General features: G+C 59.8%; 15 protein-coding genes. 8 read left to right on the top strand and 7 right to left on the bottom strand.

The genetic code is table 11. From position 1 onward, the window contains the following. Window positions 1-76: 76 nt before the first annotated feature. Genes KHO31_RS33375 through KHO31_RS33360 form a run of 4 tightly spaced genes read right to left on the bottom strand, consistent with a single transcriptional unit; the run spans window position 77 to window position 3,214 of the window. Window positions 77-1,330, bottom strand: a complete 1,254-nt coding sequence (locus KHO31_RS33375; protein ID WP_211625294.1) for an LssY C-terminal domain-containing protein — start codon at window positions 1,328-1,330, stop codon at window positions 77-79. Then, a complete protein-coding gene (locus tag KHO31_RS33370) occupies window positions 1,327-2,619 on the bottom strand; it encodes an LssY C-terminal domain-containing protein (protein ID WP_201074265.1) in 1,293 nt (430 codons plus the stop codon). The genes KHO31_RS33375 and KHO31_RS33370 overlap by 4 nt, the downstream gene beginning before the upstream one ends. A 46-nt stretch (window positions 2,620-2,665) precedes the next feature. Then, window positions 2,666-2,824 carry a hypothetical protein gene (locus tag KHO31_RS33365; RefSeq protein WP_201074264.1) on the bottom strand — a complete coding sequence of 53 codons (159 nt, stop codon included), beginning with the start codon at window positions 2,822-2,824 and terminating at the stop codon, window positions 2,666-2,668. A 60-nt stretch (window positions 2,825-2,884) separates the two neighbouring features. Continuing rightward, window positions 2,885-3,214 (bottom strand): hypothetical protein, encoded by a 330-nt coding sequence (locus KHO31_RS33360; protein ID WP_211625291.1) that lies wholly within the window; start codon window positions 3,212-3,214, stop codon window positions 2,885-2,887. Window positions 3,215-4,019: 805 nt separating this feature from the next. On the opposite strand from KHO31_RS33360, the gene KHO31_RS33355 reads away from it, so the two are divergent. Then, the gene (locus KHO31_RS33355; RefSeq protein ID WP_211625270.1) at window positions 4,020-4,580 is read left to right on the top strand and encodes a lipid-binding SYLF domain-containing protein; all 561 of its coding nucleotides are present in this window, start codon (window positions 4,020-4,022) and stop codon (window positions 4,578-4,580) included. 221 nt (window positions 4,581-4,801) lie between these two features. Further along, the gene (locus KHO31_RS33350) at window positions 4,802-5,179 is read left to right on the top strand and encodes a hypothetical protein (RefSeq protein WP_211625267.1); all 378 of its coding nucleotides are present in this window, start codon (window positions 4,802-4,804) and stop codon (window positions 5,177-5,179) included. Between the two features lie 230 nt (window positions 5,180-5,409). Here KHO31_RS33350 and KHO31_RS33345 read toward each other — a convergent pair whose 3' ends face one another. The 3 genes from KHO31_RS33345 to KHO31_RS33335 are packed head-to-tail and all read right to left on the bottom strand — an operon-like array spanning window position 5,410 to window position 7,417. Beyond that, window positions 5,410-6,198 carry a hypothetical protein gene (locus KHO31_RS33345; RefSeq protein WP_211625265.1) on the bottom strand — a complete coding sequence of 263 codons (789 nt, stop codon included), beginning with the start codon at window positions 6,196-6,198 and terminating at the stop codon, window positions 5,410-5,412. 11 nt (window positions 6,199-6,209) lie between these two features. Continuing rightward, window positions 6,210-7,073 (bottom strand): DUF2092 domain-containing protein, encoded by an 864-nt coding sequence (locus KHO31_RS33340; RefSeq protein WP_211625263.1) that lies wholly within the window; start codon window positions 7,071-7,073, stop codon window positions 6,210-6,212. A gap of 44 nt (window positions 7,074-7,117) precedes the next feature. Then, entirely contained in the window at window positions 7,118-7,417 is a 300-nt protein-coding gene (locus KHO31_RS33335; RefSeq protein WP_201074253.1) for a hypothetical protein, read from the bottom strand. Between the two features lie 437 nt (window positions 7,418-7,854). Here KHO31_RS33335 and KHO31_RS33330 point away from each other — a divergent pair, with 437 nt between their 5' ends. From KHO31_RS33330 to KHO31_RS33305, 6 genes are all read left to right on the top strand, one after another. Next, complete coding sequence (locus KHO31_RS33330) at window positions 7,855-8,616, top strand: bestrophin-like domain (protein ID WP_201074252.1); 762 nt, start codon at window positions 7,855-7,857, stop codon at window positions 8,614-8,616. A gap of 383 nt (window positions 8,617-8,999) precedes the next feature. Then, window positions 9,000-10,268 (top strand): paraquat-inducible protein A, encoded by a 1,269-nt coding sequence (locus KHO31_RS33325; RefSeq protein ID WP_201074251.1) that lies wholly within the window; start codon window positions 9,000-9,002, stop codon window positions 10,266-10,268. Beyond that, window positions 10,261-11,883: a PqiB family protein gene (locus tag KHO31_RS33320; RefSeq protein WP_201074250.1), complete on the top strand. Its 1,623-nt coding sequence runs from the start codon at window positions 10,261-10,263 to the stop codon at window positions 11,881-11,883. Before KHO31_RS33325 ends, KHO31_RS33320 begins: the two co-directional genes overlap by 8 nt. After that, window positions 11,880-12,464 carry a PqiC family protein gene (locus KHO31_RS33315; protein ID WP_201074249.1) on the top strand — a complete coding sequence of 195 codons (585 nt, stop codon included), beginning with the start codon at window positions 11,880-11,882 and terminating at the stop codon, window positions 12,462-12,464. The genes KHO31_RS33320 and KHO31_RS33315 overlap by 4 nt, the downstream gene beginning before the upstream one ends. A gap of 300 nt (window positions 12,465-12,764) precedes the next feature. Next, complete coding sequence (locus tag KHO31_RS33310) at window positions 12,765-13,508, top strand: TerC family protein (protein WP_201074248.1); 744 nt, start codon at window positions 12,765-12,767, stop codon at window positions 13,506-13,508. Between the two features lie 1,249 nt (window positions 13,509-14,757). Continuing rightward, window positions 14,758-15,621 (top strand): ion transporter, encoded by an 864-nt coding sequence (locus KHO31_RS33305; RefSeq protein ID WP_201074247.1) that lies wholly within the window; start codon window positions 14,758-14,760, stop codon window positions 15,619-15,621. The last annotated feature ends 65 nt before the right edge of the window (window positions 15,622-15,686 follow it).

Genomic DNA, 15,686 nt, shown 5'->3' with positions numbered 1-15,686 from the left:
GACGGCCCGATTCCACCACACACGCCGATAACGGATGGATTGCCGTGCATCGGTACCGTGAGACCCCTTGACTGGATTACTTGCGTGCATCGCCATTCTCCTCACGTACAGCGGGATCACGCAATTCCATGAAAGGCGCCCAGTCGAGGATTTCCACTTTTGAAAAACTCAGCGGTCGCGTGACGAAAAACATCACCACACGCAACCCGTCGGTGAAGTAATGCGCACCGTTGAGCGTTGTCCGGGGACTCGACTGCGTCGCCGGACCGACGCCGCTCACGAAACCGAGTTTTTCCAGACCACTCGAATAAGTCATGTCCTGAACAAGAAAATTTCTTGCCTCATCGACGTCTGCGTACAGTACGTCGTCACCCGTTCCCCGGCGCGCGAAGCGGCCGCCGACTGGCCGTCCGACCTGCGCCACATACACGCTCTCGTCATTGAAACGAATGGGCGCGAGCCACGCGCGGATTGAGGTCAAGGGCGCGCCAGCCTGCGCCTCCTTGCGCAGGACGACGTCCGGCTTCCGTCCTAAGACCCATTGCGCGAGATCGCTCTCGCGCAATTCGCGGTGATAACCACGTCGCACCATCGCCGCGCCGATGTCTTCAAGTTTCCCAACGACGATCACATTCAGCGGATCCGCGCTGGCCGTCACGTGCTGGTCGCTAGCGCAACATGGCAACCGCTCGAGCGCGGCACGTAGCGAAGCAAGGTCGCGACAGTCGGTGACCGCCGAGTCGGGATACTGGAACAGGGTTAGCGCGAGACGTGAGTCCGGAACATCGTCGGGCACGGGCACAAAAAGCGTGAAGGGAATGAGCGTCCTGGCGCCGAACAGATCGATATTCACGAGTTTGGGATTTCGATCCGGGTTCGTGAACAGAAAACCGGCGTCCGTCTCGCCCGGCGGAATCGGGTTCTTGAACCCTAGCGTGTTGAAGTAATTGTCGATGCTCGTATTCGTGACTCCCCCGACAAGCGTGTGCAAGGACCATGCCACTTCGAGTGGAGAAAAATAATCCGGATCGGTTCCTGACTGCAGCAGCCATAACGGTTGCGAAGTCCGGTTCTCAACTTCGATCCATAACGGCTGTACTTTGGTCTTGTTGATGTCGGCGCCGAACACGCGCTTGCTGTCTTCAGATCCCAGCACGGCCGCGCTCACCCGTACATCCTGCTTGCTAGCGCTGACCGCGCGTTCACGTAGCGGCGCATCGTTGACACTGGTTGGGGCCGACCACGTTGCGCAGCCCGCGAAAACGAGCGAGAGGACAACCCCGCCCGCGGTATTCTTCAATGCACGCCGTAACGATGACAGCCCGCTCATCGTTCTCCTCCGAGAGGCACACTAATGCGACTGGTGCCCGCCTCCGAAGGGAAGAATTCGATCTCTGAGAGCGACGAGGGATAGCGGTCAAATATGAGTATCTGACGGTATCCATCGGTGTAGTACGGATCGGTCGTCAGATTTTCGCGCGGTGCACTTTTCGGAGTAGCGCCTACTCCTTTTACGAACCCGATCTCTGCGAGGTTCTCGGAATAGGCCATGTCCCCCGTTAGCGCTGTGCGCGCCTCGTCCACATCCGGATCGATCTTGTGCGTTGTCAACGTCGGCGAGTGAAACGTGAAGCGGACGCCGATATCCCGGCTGATCTGACCAATCCACACGGGCTTGTCGTGGTAGCGCATGGGGCTTAGCCAGAGTCGTAAATGATTGCGCTGGTGAATCGTGTCACGTGCTTTCTGCAACGCGAGATCTTGCGGTCGGCCAAACAGGTAAAGATCGCTCACCGGCGCGTTGACGTAACGCTCACCAGAGAGCGCGGACGTAATCACCTTCATGATCGCGCCCGACCACCTTTGCTCGGTCGGAGTCCACCCGCGACGCACCAGTGCGGGGAAGGCGTCGTCACGGCCACCCACGATAACCAGATTGAGCGGATCACCGTTCTTCGAACCGTCCTGATTCGTTGCACAGCATGGAAGAGCTTCGAGTGCGACGCGGAATGCATCGTCATCGGTATAGTTCACGATTTGCCCGGGCTGATAGATCTCGCGCCGAAAAACTTCGCTTACGAGGTAATCGGCATAGAAGCCGGGCACGACCATGAGGATTGAGAATGTCCTTGCCTGCATGCTCGCAATCAGGTCAAGCTGGACGAGCTTCACGCCCTCGCTGAGGTTTGCCAGCACGAACCCCGATATGATCTGGCCGGGCAGCACGGGGTTGTGAAACGCAAGCCGGCGGAAGCGCCGGTACAGTTCGTCCCTCTCGCCAGGCGAATCGGCGTGGACAAACGCCTCGGCCGCTTCCGAAGCAGGAAAGAAATTTGGGTCAAGGCCCGGCGACATCAGAAAATAGGTGTGGGTGTCGTCGTTCCGGACCTCTATCCAGACGGGCTGGATCATTTTTTTCGCGAGCGGCACACCATAGACCGCCTCGCTTTCTTCAGCCGAAAGCACCGCCGCCGACACCCGCACGCCGCCGTTAGTGCGTGTCACAGCGCGGCTTTTATATGCGAGCCCACCCGCGGAAGGCGGCGTTGTGGCGCAACCAGACAGGATGCAGGTGACGACAACTGCCGCAAGCAGCCGATTTACGATAGAAGTCGCCATTTGCAAATTGAACGCATTGGTTCATACCTGTGCATATAAACTCAGTTCAGGTCGTCATCCTTGTAGTACTTCGTCCGTTTAGCGGTAAGTTCGAGCGTGCCGATTTGCGCACTTCCGCCTGCTTCTCTTCCTTGCTTGCGCCGAACGCGACGGCAGGCAGGGTCAGCGAACAGGCCAACGCCAGGATCACCATGCGACGATTCATGAGAGCCCCTGATTAAACTGGAATGCCGCCTCGGTAGTGGACTAACGGTGATCTTCAGACTTACAGGCACTGGTTGATGCTGCTGGTCACATTGCTGTCTGCGCCGCGAAAACCCACCGAAGAACCAGAACCTCCTGAGGCCTGCCGCACGACGGCGGAGGCGCCACCGGGTGGCTGCTGGCCTGGAACGTAGACATCGAATGCCTGTTCGTTGGCGAGCACGTACTGCAAATAAACGGTCTGCCCAGAGTTGTTTGCCCATTTCACCGCGATGCATTGAGCGACCGCCTTAGGGGGAAGCTGGCTTTGGCCGACGGCGTGAACATCTGGCGGTGGCTCGCTGGCGCATGCGGAAACTACAACCACCAACGCGATGAAGGGATATTTCATGTTATCCACTCCATATCAAAGCGCATAAAGCAGGGATGACTTCATCGAAGGCAGTTCGCCAGCTACAGCGCGATAACGTCGATCTAACAAGTGACTCGGGAGTAGGCCAGTACGTTTTGCGCGTGCAGAGTGCTCCTGATGTGCCGAATGGGTCTTGGTCCGCCTGCAGCAGCACAAAATAGTTCGAGTGCCTAACGCGTAAATTCGAGCTGTGCGTAACGCGCGGCCATTCAGTACGAGGGGCCTCGATACCTGCAGCAGGTCGGTTGCACCTCGTGTTCCGAATGGCAGTTGCTCCGGCCCCAACGTAGCGCAATCGCATCACAGGCTTGCAAGTACATCGTACTACGCGGGTACCATGACTCAATTGGACTTTAGTCTTACACGGCGGCATGGCAACCGCGACAGTTCTGGTCACTCCGACTCTCTCAGCGGACATTGCCAACAGTCCTGCTGTCCGGGCATCTGCGTCGCCGCCATCGCGAGTACAGTGGGAGGAACGCTTCATTGGCGACACCGTTGGCTTCACTGACAAACATCTGAGCGAACAGTCGGCATCATCGTCCGGCTCAACGCAAAAACTGCGTCTATCGCCGTCAATGATTCGGAAGGCCATTGGCGGGTCTCGTACGCTTTGCTGCAAAAGATTGACATCCGCACCGTCGATGCGCCGAGAATGCTGGCAAGGGATAGGGCCAAAGTCCCATTGTTCAACCGGTACGGAAATATCATTATTGACTTGGGAGAATTTTCGGCGGGAACGTCCTTCGTACGGAGGCGGCATTTTCTGACAGGAGCGCGCATCATGATCAAGTACCTTCGGCTTATTCTCGCAATTCCACTTTTGCTGCTCTCCGTCGGCTGTTCGACGCAGCAGACTTCAACCTCGTCTGGAGACCCCGAACTGGATGCGAAGGCACGCGCGGCTTTACAGCAACTGTTTAACACGGAACCCAGAGCCAGGAACCTTCAAAATCTAGCGAAGGCAGTTCTGGTATTCCCGGAAGTAGTGAAAGCGGGGTTCATTGCGGGTGCGGAAGGCGGCAAAGGCGTCATGCTTTCTCCCGACGGCCAAGTCCTTGGTTACTACACAATCAGAGCGATTTCATATGGCCTGCAGGCGGGTGGACAATCGTTTTCGCAGGTCATGTTTCTCATGACCGACGCAGCAATCAGCTACCTTAAAAGTAGCGACGGCCTGTCAGTTGGGGTGGGCCCGAGCGTTGTCCTGGTTGATGAGGGCAAGGCCAAGGAGATGACCTCCACCAACTTGCAGTCCGATGTCTACGCATTCATATTTGGCCAGGAGGGCTTGATGGCCGGTCTCGGCTTGCAAGGTCAGAAAATCAGCCAGTTCAATCCTTGACACGAGCAGCGGCACCCGGTCGAGCGTCAAACAACATCGTTCAGCGAGCGCGCCACATCTCCGCTAACGTGTCCAGAGCGCTGGCGGCGCACGATTGGAAGAGTCGCTTTGATGCGTCTCCACAAGACGATGCTCAACGAGTTCCGCCACCTGACGAGGGACGACCGTCGTGACGATGCCGCAAGCACCGGGCGTCTCACGTCGCACAGACGGAGCTGGCCGTGCGACGGATCAAGTCAGCCGTGCGAACTATCTGGTGCGTTCGCCAAACGAGTGCAGGCACGGCACTACTCTGGTCCGCGCTAGCGTATGCGCAGGAAATGGAGCCGCGCACCTATTCGGCTGTTTCGATCGGAACGAACTTCGTGGTGGTGGACTACGCCCGATCAAGCGGCGGCTTCTCGTTCGACCCTTCGCTGCCGATTACGGATGTCGAAGCGAAAATCAATACCTATTCGTTCGGCTATTCGCACAGCCTTGGGCTCGCCGGACACACTGCGAGCGTCGCGGTGTCAGCGCCCTACGCCAATGCAAATGTGACGGGCGACGTCGAGGGGATGCCTGAGCAGGCCGATCGATCAGGCCTGGACGACGCGTAATTCAGGTTCGCCGTTCAATCTGGTGGGAGATCCCGCACTCACACCGGAGGAGTTCGCGCGGAGTAAGCCCGCCACTATTCTCGGCACGAGCGATACCGCTGGTTTAATCATTGAGCAATCGATTGCAGTGCCTGCCCTCACATCGTCACGCTTGGCGGTGCCTTGCACTTGCGCCTTAACGTGGATTGGGCGCTGCGCTTCGTGGCGAGAGCCAGCGCATCAGAGCTCTCTCAAGGCGTCGGCACCACGCGGTAGTAAACGCCGTTCGCGCCATAGGCAGGTTGAAACCATGTATTGCCGTACAGGTAGTATGTGCTGCCCCGAACCTGGGTCGAGACGCAGCCGGCCGGCAGCGCCGCGTAGATCGCGCCCATTGCAAACGCCGTATTGACGGGTGCGGGCGCAGGAGGCGCTGTCGTTGTCCCCGCAACATAGCCGGCGTTGTAAGCGTTCGATGCGACCGCGGCCGTGTTGGCCGACGCCACGGCCGCGCCGGCCACGGCACCGACCGCGGCGCCTGCGGCCGCTGCCCCCGCGGTGGACCAGCCGCCGCAGTTGTAGCACGATGAGCCGTAATTGTTCACCGTGACGGGCGGGTGGTAGGCGGGGTACCGGGCTCCGTAGTAAGCGCTGTGGTATGCGGTGGAGCCTGAAGCGCTCGTGTAAGTCGAGTAACCCGATCCGGTTGTGTGACTTGCCGTACCCCCGTTTGCGCTGGTGGCAGTCGTCCCTTGCCCGTAGGTGTGGGTCGCACTGCCGCCATAGCGATTGGTCGCGGTTGTCTGATCGGATCCTTGCTGGTGCGTTGCCGTGCCGCCATAGCGGCTGGTTGCGGTCGCGCCCCCACCTGCGGTTTGCGTCAGGCTGCCACCCGCAGCGTCGGTGCGGGTCAAAGACCGCGATCCGGCAGTATGCGACGCAGTACCCCCGTAGGCGTCGGCATGCGACCACGCGCCAGCTGGACCCGCTACGAGGGCCAGGATGACAAGCCCCACCAGATGGATGAAGGCTCGTTTCATGATGCATCTCCTCATTGAGCCTTGGCCGGCATGGTCTTCGGCGGGGGCTTCATTGCGGTCGTGTCCTCTGCGTCGGGGCGTGCGAAAGCAATGCGTGCCGCACCAGCAGTCTTGGCTGGAACAAACGCATCCGCTGGAATGGCCGTATCCAGTTCCCAGTTGGACAGCTCCAATACATGGCGCAACCGCGCGCGGTCGTTCAGGTAAATGGCATAGACGCGGCGCGGCAGCTTGTCCTGCGCACCGATCCATATCTGCACGAACACATCCCCCGTGACATATGCCACCATGTCAGTCGTCGTACCGCCGACCACGCTCGATTGACCGATATAGAAAGCAATCTTGAGTCCGTCAGCGATGTCCTTGTACGGATCCGCGACGATCACGTCGGAAAACGGGAAATAGATCGCGCCAGTGTGATAAGCCGCCTCCAGCGCGGCGTCGATAGTCGGAGGCGCGTCGGCGATGGCGACGAGATTCTCCCGCGGTGAAAACGCGGTCATGGTCTTGCCGTCGTAGTAAAACTCCGAGGCTGGCCCGTCGCCGGGCGTGATGACCTTGAGCTTGTCAGGTCGCTGTAGCGTTACCTCCGACCTGGTGGAATAGACAAGCGGAAGACCGAGACGGCTCGGACTCTCATAGGAGACGACCGCCGTAAAGGACATCGACTTCGCGGCGGAAAGACGGGCGCTCGCCGCCTTGAGGATGTCGATCGCGCGCGGCTCGAGGCCGGGCTGGAACGCCAGTGCGGCAACCTTCGCCGTCGGCTTGGCCGCATGCTGCGTTTGTTGCGGCTGCTGGGCGTTGCCGCTTGCGGCCAGGAACACACCCAGCACGACGACGGTAACGCCCCACTTCAATTTCTCGCAGGTCATCGCGACCTCGGTAAATAGCCCGGTTTAGCGGCGCCCAGTCGCATTCAAGGAATCATGCCGCACTCAAACATCTTGTTGGCAATCGGCGCTGCCACCCTATCGATGAACGCCGCACGCATCTGCGGATCGGTGTGCAGCAATTGCACGGCCTGCTGCTCTCTCTCGGATTTCGGCTGCCCTTGTTTCGCGGCTCGTTCCTGCCACAACTGCTCGCAACTTGATTGCTGATACTTTTGGACGACCCTGTTGGCCACCATATCCAGCATCGGAAATTGTTGGCCGATTGCGGCACCCGCCAGCAACAGCGCCGGCACCATCGCAAACCGCCAGAAGCGCTTGTTCATAGGTTTGCCCTCATATCGTTATCAGTCGGTCATCCGTCACAAAAAGTGCCGGGACCATCGCTTCCGCAAGGATGGCGTGGCTCTTGGCCTTCTCCACGCAACTTCCCTCGGAACGCAGGATCAACGGCATTCGCGCAACGTAGAATAGATGATTAAGATGCAGGCCGATATGGGACCAAGGGCTCATACCGCTATTCCAAGCCAACCTGTACCCTGCTTCATAAACGAGTGGCGGTTATCGTGTGTTCGAAGACACGCGCACGCGCAGATCAGTAACCACGTCATCACTCCCGAATGCGACGATCCCTGACCGGCCCGTTTTACCGGCTGGCGAGCGCCCAGCCCGGTGTTATGCCGCCGGGCACGAGGCAATGGAGAAGATCAGGCCGCGACGCATGCCGGACTTCTCCTTGCGAGCGGAGAAGGAGGGTAAAAGAGTGAGCCACGTCGAGATCGCGTTGATCGTGTTTGCCTGTGTATTTGGCAGCGCGTTGGTTGGCTTGCGTGTGCGCACCATTTTGCCCAGGCACCACCTTAGCGATGAATCAACCGGTGTTTTAAAGCTGGCGGTCGGTCTGATAGCCACGATGGCCGCGTTGGTGCTTGGCCTACTCATTTCGTCGGCGAAGAGTTCATTCGATGCTGTGAACGGCGAGGTCGTGCGCAATGCCGCCAGTATCATCCTCCTCGATCGCGTTCTGGCCGAGTATGGCCCGGAAACGAAGGAGGTTCGTGATCTGCTTAAGCAGAGGGTCGGCATGTCGATTCAGATAATAGCGTCTGGCAAACCTGCGCAGATCGCAGAACTTGGTGGCATCGAGGCAATCAGGCGGGTGGAAGGCCTTGTACTCAAGCTGGAGGCATTGTCGCCGCGCAGCGACGCGCAACGTCAACTTCAGGCACGTGCCATTCAGATTGCGAACGAGGTGCTGGCTGCCCGCCAACTTACGATGCTGCAAGCGATGGGCTCGACCCCCGCTCCATTGCTGATATGCCTGGTGTTTTGGCTCTCCATCATCTTTTGTTCGTTTGGCCTGTTCGCTTCTGCCAACGCTACCGTCATTTTTGGGTTGTTTCTTGGCGCGCTGTCCACTTCGTGCGCAATATTTCTGATTCTCGAGATGAACACACCGCTCGACGGGACGATCACTGTCTCGCTCGCGCCTTTGCGCGACGCGCTCGCGATGCTCGGTCAGTAGCGGCGATCCGCGAACGACCGGATTGGCCAAACTTCGGCCAATCGAGGTGACTGTCGTGCTGCGAGTTGCCCGCGCCAAATACCGCGAAGACCGCGTTGTCGGCGGTCGACGCGACGTAGAGTACGTCGCGTGGCGGATCGTAGGCGAGTCCTGTCGGTCCGACGACCAGTGCTGTTGTGGCGGCTTACTTGTCTGGCCGCGGCTATACGGTCCAGTAGACATCGATTGTTGCGGGAGAAGCACCCATGAACAAAAAGATGCCTGCGCTTCGCGTCGGGCTCGCCCTGCTGGCCCGGTTTAGCTTACACGCCCGATTAGCCGAGAAAGGGTGATGCCATGAAATGCGCGCCGCTGGTGAACCGGGCAGTTGCGGAGCTGGCTCGATGACAACCGGACGTCTTCTCGCCTGCCACGAATGTGACCTGTTGCAGCGGGAGGCGCCGTTGCCACCCAACGGAGTGCTCCGCTGTTGTCGGTGTCGTGCCGAGTTGTACCGGAGTCATCCCGACAGTCTCGATCGCGCGCTGTCCTTCACGTTCACGTCGATTGTCCTGTTTGCGATCGCTAACGCGTACCCGATCGTCGGCCTGGCGGTGAACGGTGACCTCGTCCAGACCACGTTGATCGGTGCGGTGCGCGTGCTGTACCTCGACGGGATCTGGCCGCTCGCCGGCCTAGTGTTCGTTACCACCATCCTGATGCCCGCGGTGCAGACCGTTGCGATGGCGTACCTACTGGTGCCATTGAGACTCAGGCGTGTTCCGTATCGGGCGGACCTGGCTTTTCGCCTCCTGCGCCTGGCTGAGCCATGGGGCATGACTGAGGTGTTGATCCTCGGGCTGCTGGTCGCGCTCGTCAAGCTCGCGCATATCGCGAGTGTAGTGCCCGGTGTGGCGCTATGGTCGTTCGGCGCTTTAATGCTGTTGCTCGCCGCTGCCAGCGCGGCGTTCGATCCCCGCGCGCTGTGGGCGCGGATCAATCATGGTGAGCACAGTGTCGGCCCGGAGGCAGACGTCGGGACCAGCACTGCCAGCTGCACCGCGGCCGGTTGTGGCTTGATGGTCTGTCATAGCTGCGGATTGATGTCGAAACCTGCCGCACATGCGCATGATGCGCGCTGCCCGCGTTGCGACGCCCATCTTCATTTTCGCAAGCCGGACAGCATCACCCGCACCTGGGCGTTTCTGATTGCCGCGATGGTGCTATACATTCCGGCGAACGTGCTGCCGGTCATGAACACCAGTTCCCTGTTCGGTAGCGAAAAAGACACGATCATGAGCGGTGTCGTCTACCTTTGGACGTCAGGCTCCTGGCCACTCGCAATCGTCGTGTTCATCGCGAGTGTCGCGGTGCCGATGCTGAAGATCATCGCGCTCCTGTACCTGACGGTTTCAACCCAGTTGCACTCGGGATGGCAACCAGAGCAAAGGACGCGCATTTATCGTGTAGTCGAGCTGGTCGGACGCTGGTCGATGCTCGACATCTATGTCATCACGATGCTCGTCGCTCTTGTTCAGTTCAATGCGCTCGCGACGATCCAGGCCGGCCCGGCAGCGATTGCCTTTGGCTCGGTCGTCGTTCTTACCATGTTTGCCGCGATGTCGTTTGACCCGCGCCTGATCTGGGATCTGGCGGAGAAGAATCATGGCTAGACCGCCCGACCGACCCGCTTCACCGGACATCCCCGAGGCGGTCGCTACGCAGCGCCCGCGCTGGCGGCTGCAACTGATCTGGCTGGTGCCGATCGTCGCAGTGCTGATCGGCTGCTGGCTCGCCGTGAAGGCGGTCATCGAGCAGGGCCCGACCATCACGATCACCTTTGCAAGCGGCGAAGGGCTGGAGGCAGGCAAGACCAAGATCAAATACAAGAACGTGGACATCGGGGTCGTCAAAAGCGTGAGGCTGACGAGAGACCACACACACGTCGTCGCGACCGCGGAGATTGTCAAGGATGCCACGGATATGCTTGTCGACAACACGCGCTTCTGGGTCGTGCGTCCGCGTATTTCGGGCGGCACGGTGTCCGGCATTGGAACGCTGCTGAGCGGCTCGTTTATCGGCACGGATGTGGGCAAATCGACAACCGGCAAGCGCGACTTCGTGGGTCTCGAAACGCCGCCTGTATTTGCGAGCGACGTTCCGGGGCGGGAGTTCGTGTTGAAAGCGGAGGACATGGGCTCTCTCGATGTGGGCTCTCCCATCTTCTTCAGACGCCTTCAGGTTGGTCAGGTCACGGCCTACAAGCTTGATAGCGACGGCAAGGGCGTGACACTCAACGTGTTTGTCAACGCCCCCTACGACAGGTTTGTGACGAGTAATACGCGGTTCTGGCACGCAAGCGGTGTCAACGTCTCCCTTGATGCCACGGGCGTCAAGGTCAATACCCAGTCGCTGGTATCCATCGTGATCGGTGGCCTCGCGTTTCAGACGCCTCCGGATACGGCAGACATCTCGGAGGCCGCCGTGAAGACGCAATTCGAACTGTTCGATAACTTTGCCGATGCGATGAAGCGCCATGACAGCATCGTGGATACCTACGTGATGAATTTCACCGAATCGGTGCGCGGGCTGACGATCGGCGCGCCGGTCGACTTCCGCGGGATCACCGTGGGCGAGGTGACGGCGATCTATACCCGCTTCGATCCGGTCACGAGGCAGTTCAGCATTCCGGTCGAGATTCACTTCTATCCGGAGCGTTTCACTTCGCGCTACGAGTCGGGCGCAGCAGGAGCCGGCAGAATCTCAAGGGACCCCCGGAGGCTCTCGACCCTGCTCGTCGACCGTGGGCTGCGGGCGCAATTGCGAACAGGAAGCCTGATTACCGGGCAGTTATACATCGCGCTCGAATTTTTCCCCAATGCTCCGAAGGCCGAAATGAACTGGGACAAAACGCCGCCTGAATTTCCGACCACGCCGGGCAATCTGCAATCGCTGCAGGACTCGTTGACGAATGTGATGACCAAGCTGAACAAGATCCCGTTCGAGGCGATCGGCAAGGGTGCGCAACAGACTCTGGCCGAGGCGAACACGTTGCTCAAGGGGCTCGATACAGAAGTTGCACCGCAGGCTCGCGATACGCTCGTCGCGGCCCAAAAGGCGCTCGACTCGGCGAACAGCGCGTTGCAGCCCAACTCGCCGTTGCAGCAGGGCGCAGGGGACGCATTGAGTGAAGTGGCGCGCACGGCGGCCGCCTTCCGGACGCTCGCGGATTATCTCGAACGGCATCCGGAAGCGCTGCTTCGAGGAAAACCGGAGGACCAGAAATGACGCGTTCGATCCGGTTCCTGCTTGCTGCGCTCGCGATCGGGACGCTTGGAGGCTGCAGTTCGCCGAGGGCTGGCTTCTACACGCTGAGTTCCGATGCAACGCTCGAGCGCAGTGGACCCGTCGTACCGATCAGCATCGTGGTTGGTCCGGTAACAGTGCCGGAAGTCGTCGACCGTCCGCAGATGGTGACGCGCGTCTCGGACAATGAGGTCGCGGTGAACGAATTCGCACGCTGGGGCGAATCGCTCAAGAGCAATATCCCGCGGGTAATTGCGGGCAATCTTGTACAGTTGCTGGGTACGGAAAATGTGTCCGTTTTTCCGCAAGGTGGGGAGGCGGGCGGCTACCAGATTAGCGTCGCTATTCTGCGCTTCGATTCGGTGCCCGGTGACTCGGTCACCATCGATGCGTTGTGGACCGTGCATCCTCCTAAACAGGCTGCGCCGGTAACCGGTCATACCGTCGCGCACGAACCGGTGACGGGATCGGGCTACGACGCCATCGCGGCGGCCCACAGCCGCGCACTGGCTGCGGTGAGCCGAGACGTTGCCGCAGCCACACGACAAACACTACCGCGATAAATCGTCAGCGTCCCGGCGCATAAGCTGGATCCCTGTCGGTCCGATGGCGTGGCATCGGTTGCGGCGGACGCGGTATGGAAGATCTGCTGATCGCATTCCGTTCGACCAGATTTCGAGAGGCTGTGGTGTCGGCCCGCGTGGAGTATCCGTGGCACGTCCGGTTGCTGTTTTGCTTCGGCCCGCGACATCCGGTGCCGCTTGACGGTCGCCCCGTGGAGTTCGTCATCCTTCGGATCCTTGCACTGGCAAGAGTCGGGCCCTGCGCACATCCCATTTTCCTGTCGGTCAACGATCGCACCCATGGATTCTTTCCTCATACTCGCGGCCGATCCCACTGCCTGGGCTGCACTTGCAGCGCTGATCGTGATGGAAGTGGTGCTCGGCATAGACAATCTCGTCTTCATTTCAATTCTCAGCAACAAGCTTCCGCCTGCGCAGCGCACGCGTACCCAGCGCATCGGCATCGCGCTCGCGCTCGTGATGCGACTCGGTCTGCTCGGCACCATCGCGTTAATCGTGCGACTCACGCAGCCGCTGTTCGAACTGTTCGGCCACGGTTTCTCATGGCGCGATCTGATCCTGATCGGTGGCGGCCTGTTTCTCGTCTGGAAGGCGACGGCGGAAATTCATCATCATGTCGGCCACGATGAGGAGACCGGTTCAGGCCAAGGACGGGCGGCCTCGCTAACACCTTGGGCCGCCATCGGACAGATTCTTGTTCTCGACCTCGTGTTCTCGATCGACAGCATCATCACCGCAGTAGGCATGACCGAGCATATTCCGATCATGTTCATCGCCGTGATCGTGGCGGTGGCGGCGATGCTGTTCGCCGCTGGACCCTTGTCGCGTTTCATCGACCGGAACCCGACGATAGTACTGCTTGCGCTCAGCTTCCTGCTCGTGATCGGCATGACACTGATTGCCGAGGGCTTCGGCACCCACGTCCCAAAAGGCTACATTTACGCGGCGATGGCGTTCTCAGCGTTCGTCGAGGGTATGAACATGCTCGCGCGACGGGCCAGGGCGACGAAGCGCGCAGACTGATGACCGGGGTAGACCTACGACCAGTCGGCCGACGACTTGGACGGCGGATGCAACCCCGCGCTAATAGCCTCCGTTGCCCGGACGTTTAACCTAGGGGGCAATGAATATTGGCGATATCGGCCTTCGCGTACATGCGGCCGGCTCGACCCTAGGTACCGCTCACCCAACTGAAATTGCGTCGTCACCCCATGGTTGCCGACGGATATCGGACCATAGCTCCGCAGCCCGTATGCCCGACTCACGAACGTAATGCATCTAGTCGGAACCATATCCATTACCGCTGTGCCGGGGCCTCGAGCGGCCTGTCGAAGTGCAGCCGAAAAGAAACGCCCGGGGCGACAGGGGAAAGCAAACGCGGCTTGTTGGAGCGTAGCGCACATAAAACGGATGCACTGTCATGGGGGGTGCCTGCTTGCTCGATTTGGCCAAGCATCGAAGTGGCTATTGAACGTTGTTCGGTGATGGCGAACGAGCCGGATAGCTGGCGCCTCCTAATCGTTGCTTGTGAGCATCTGGTTGGGTGCCACCCGGCAGCGTCCTGATCGGTTCGAGGAGTGCGGTCGCTCGCGCACTAGCTCTGCGTCTTCTGGCGCACCGGCCGCAGACAGTTCCTCGGCCAGGACTTTCTGGCGTCCATCGGAATCAGGTTTGCTCTCGAGTTTGTCTACCACCGTGCCAACCTCACTCTCAGTCCCGAACTTCCTTTTCAGCAGGCCCTTCAGGCCGTCGTAACCCTCCGAGATGGTTTTTTGGCTACCTCAGCAGTCGCACTGCTTGCACCTGCCGAAAGCGCAACGATGATGGCGCCCGTCGCGGGGTCCATTGCACCCTCCTTACGGACGGAATGTGTCGACGGCTGGTATCGCGGCCAGGCGTCGCGGTAGAGCTGGCATCTGGCTATCATTCCAGGACGCGACGGGCCTTGCGGTGTTCACCAAGATAGCGGGATCAGTTCTCGTGGGCTGTCTTCACGGACAGCCTGATGTGAGTGGCATACGGAATCACCCGCCACTATCACCGGCTTGGCGCGGCGCGCCGTGAAAAACTGCCGACGCGGTTAGGGAAAATCTGTGGCCGCGGGCACCGCGGGCGTGCCGTCTGCGACGGGCAGAGGGCGTTATGGCCGTCTCGGCGACAATAATTGCCCCACGCCCACCCGCACCGGTCAGTTGCGGTAGCGGGTGCGACCACTGCGACCAGCGGTATCGCCCCAGTTCGACTACTCTTGTCTAAACACTCGATCTTGCTCATGAACGTCGTCCGCCCACTTAAACGCGACTTTGGCAGGCCCGATCATGGCTGGCGGCGGCGCCTGTACGCCATCGTTGTTGAAGCCGAGACGGACGCCGGGCGGCGCTTCGATGCCTTGCTGCTCTCGGCAATCATACTCAGCGTCGCTGTCGTAATGCTGGACAGTGTCGAGGCTGTTCGTGCCCGTGAATTGGTAGTATTCGATATTCTAGAGTGGCTCTTTACGCTGCTGTTCACCGCCGAATACATTCTCCGGCTCCTTTGCGTGCAACGTCCGTTGCGTTATGCATTGAGCTTTTTCGGTCTCGTCGACCTCATATCGATCCTGCCAACCTATCTGGCCATTCTCCTGCCAGGCTTTCATGTCCTTGTCGACGTCAGGCTGTTGCGCATGCTGCGCATCTTCCGCATCCTGAAGCTGCCATTGTACTTCGACGAGTCCCAGGCGCTCTGGCGCGCGTTCGTCAAGAGCCGGCACAGGATCATGGTGTTCCTCGGTGTCGTGCTGATTCTAATCGTGGTACTCGGCACGGTTATGTATCTTGTCGAGGGACCGTCGAACGGCTTCACCAGCATCCCGGTCAGCATGTACTGGGCTGTGGTCACCATGACCACCACAGGCTACGGTGACATTCATCCGAAGACGCCGCTCGGGCAATTCGTCACGTCGTTGGCCATCCTGCTCGGCTATGGCGTAATTGCGTTCCCGGCGGGGATGGTCGGTGGAGAAATGGTAACGGCGATGCGACAGAGGCAGCAGCCCGCCCGCGCCTGTCCGCAATGCCGGACCGAAGGGCACGACGGTGATGCAATCTATTGCAAGCACTGTGGCGCACAACTTCCGCCAATTGACGGTCGATAGCCGGGTCACCAACAGCGAGCGGCTCTGATGCAATGGACGAGACTTCTCTGACCGCCCAGCTGCGC

Source organism: Paraburkholderia domus (genome assembly GCF_905220705.1).
In the GTDB taxonomy this organism is placed as follows: Bacteria; Pseudomonadota; Gammaproteobacteria; order Burkholderiales; family Burkholderiaceae; genus Paraburkholderia; species Paraburkholderia domus.
The sequence above is the reverse complement of the archived record's forward strand: the minus strand, read 5'-3'. Positions and strand labels throughout refer to the sequence as shown.

Excerpts from the sequence above, each read along its gene's own strand:
- KHO31_RS33340 (WP_211625263.1), bottom strand. The coding sequence starts at position 7,073 with ATGACCTGCGAGAAATTGAAGTGGGGCGTTACCGTCGTCGTGCTGGGT.
- KHO31_RS33355 (WP_211625270.1), top strand. The coding sequence starts at position 4,020 with ATGATCAAGTACCTTCGGCTTATTCTCGCAATTCCACTTTTGCTGCTC.
- KHO31_RS33375 (WP_211625294.1), bottom strand. The coding sequence starts at position 1,330 with ATGAGCGGGCTGTCATCGTTACGGCGTGCATTGAAGAATACCGCGGGC.
- KHO31_RS33325 (WP_201074251.1), top strand. The coding sequence starts at position 9,000 with ATGACAACCGGACGTCTTCTCGCCTGCCACGAATGTGACCTGTTGCAG.
- KHO31_RS33345 (WP_211625265.1), bottom strand. The coding sequence starts at position 6,198 with ATGAAACGAGCCTTCATCCATCTGGTGGGGCTTGTCATCCTGGCCCTC.
- KHO31_RS33360 (WP_211625291.1), bottom strand. The coding sequence starts at position 3,214 with ATGAAATATCCCTTCATCGCGTTGGTGGTTGTAGTTTCCGCATGCGCC.
- KHO31_RS33305 (WP_201074247.1), top strand. The coding sequence starts at position 14,758 with ATGAACGTCGTCCGCCCACTTAAACGCGACTTTGGCAGGCCCGATCAT.
- KHO31_RS33370 (WP_201074265.1), bottom strand. The coding sequence starts at position 2,619 with ATGGCGACTTCTATCGTAAATCGGCTGCTTGCGGCAGTTGTCGTCACC.
- KHO31_RS33310 (WP_201074248.1), top strand. The coding sequence starts at position 12,765 with ATGGATTCTTTCCTCATACTCGCGGCCGATCCCACTGCCTGGGCTGCA.
- KHO31_RS33335 (WP_201074253.1), bottom strand. The coding sequence starts at position 7,417 with ATGAACAAGCGCTTCTGGCGGTTTGCGATGGTGCCGGCGCTGTTGCTG.
- KHO31_RS33365 (WP_201074264.1), bottom strand. The coding sequence starts at position 2,824 with ATGAATCGTCGCATGGTGATCCTGGCGTTGGCCTGTTCGCTGACCCTG.
- KHO31_RS33320 (WP_201074250.1), top strand. The coding sequence starts at position 10,261 with ATGGCTAGACCGCCCGACCGACCCGCTTCACCGGACATCCCCGAGGCG.
- KHO31_RS33315 (WP_201074249.1), top strand. The coding sequence starts at position 11,880 with ATGACGCGTTCGATCCGGTTCCTGCTTGCTGCGCTCGCGATCGGGACG.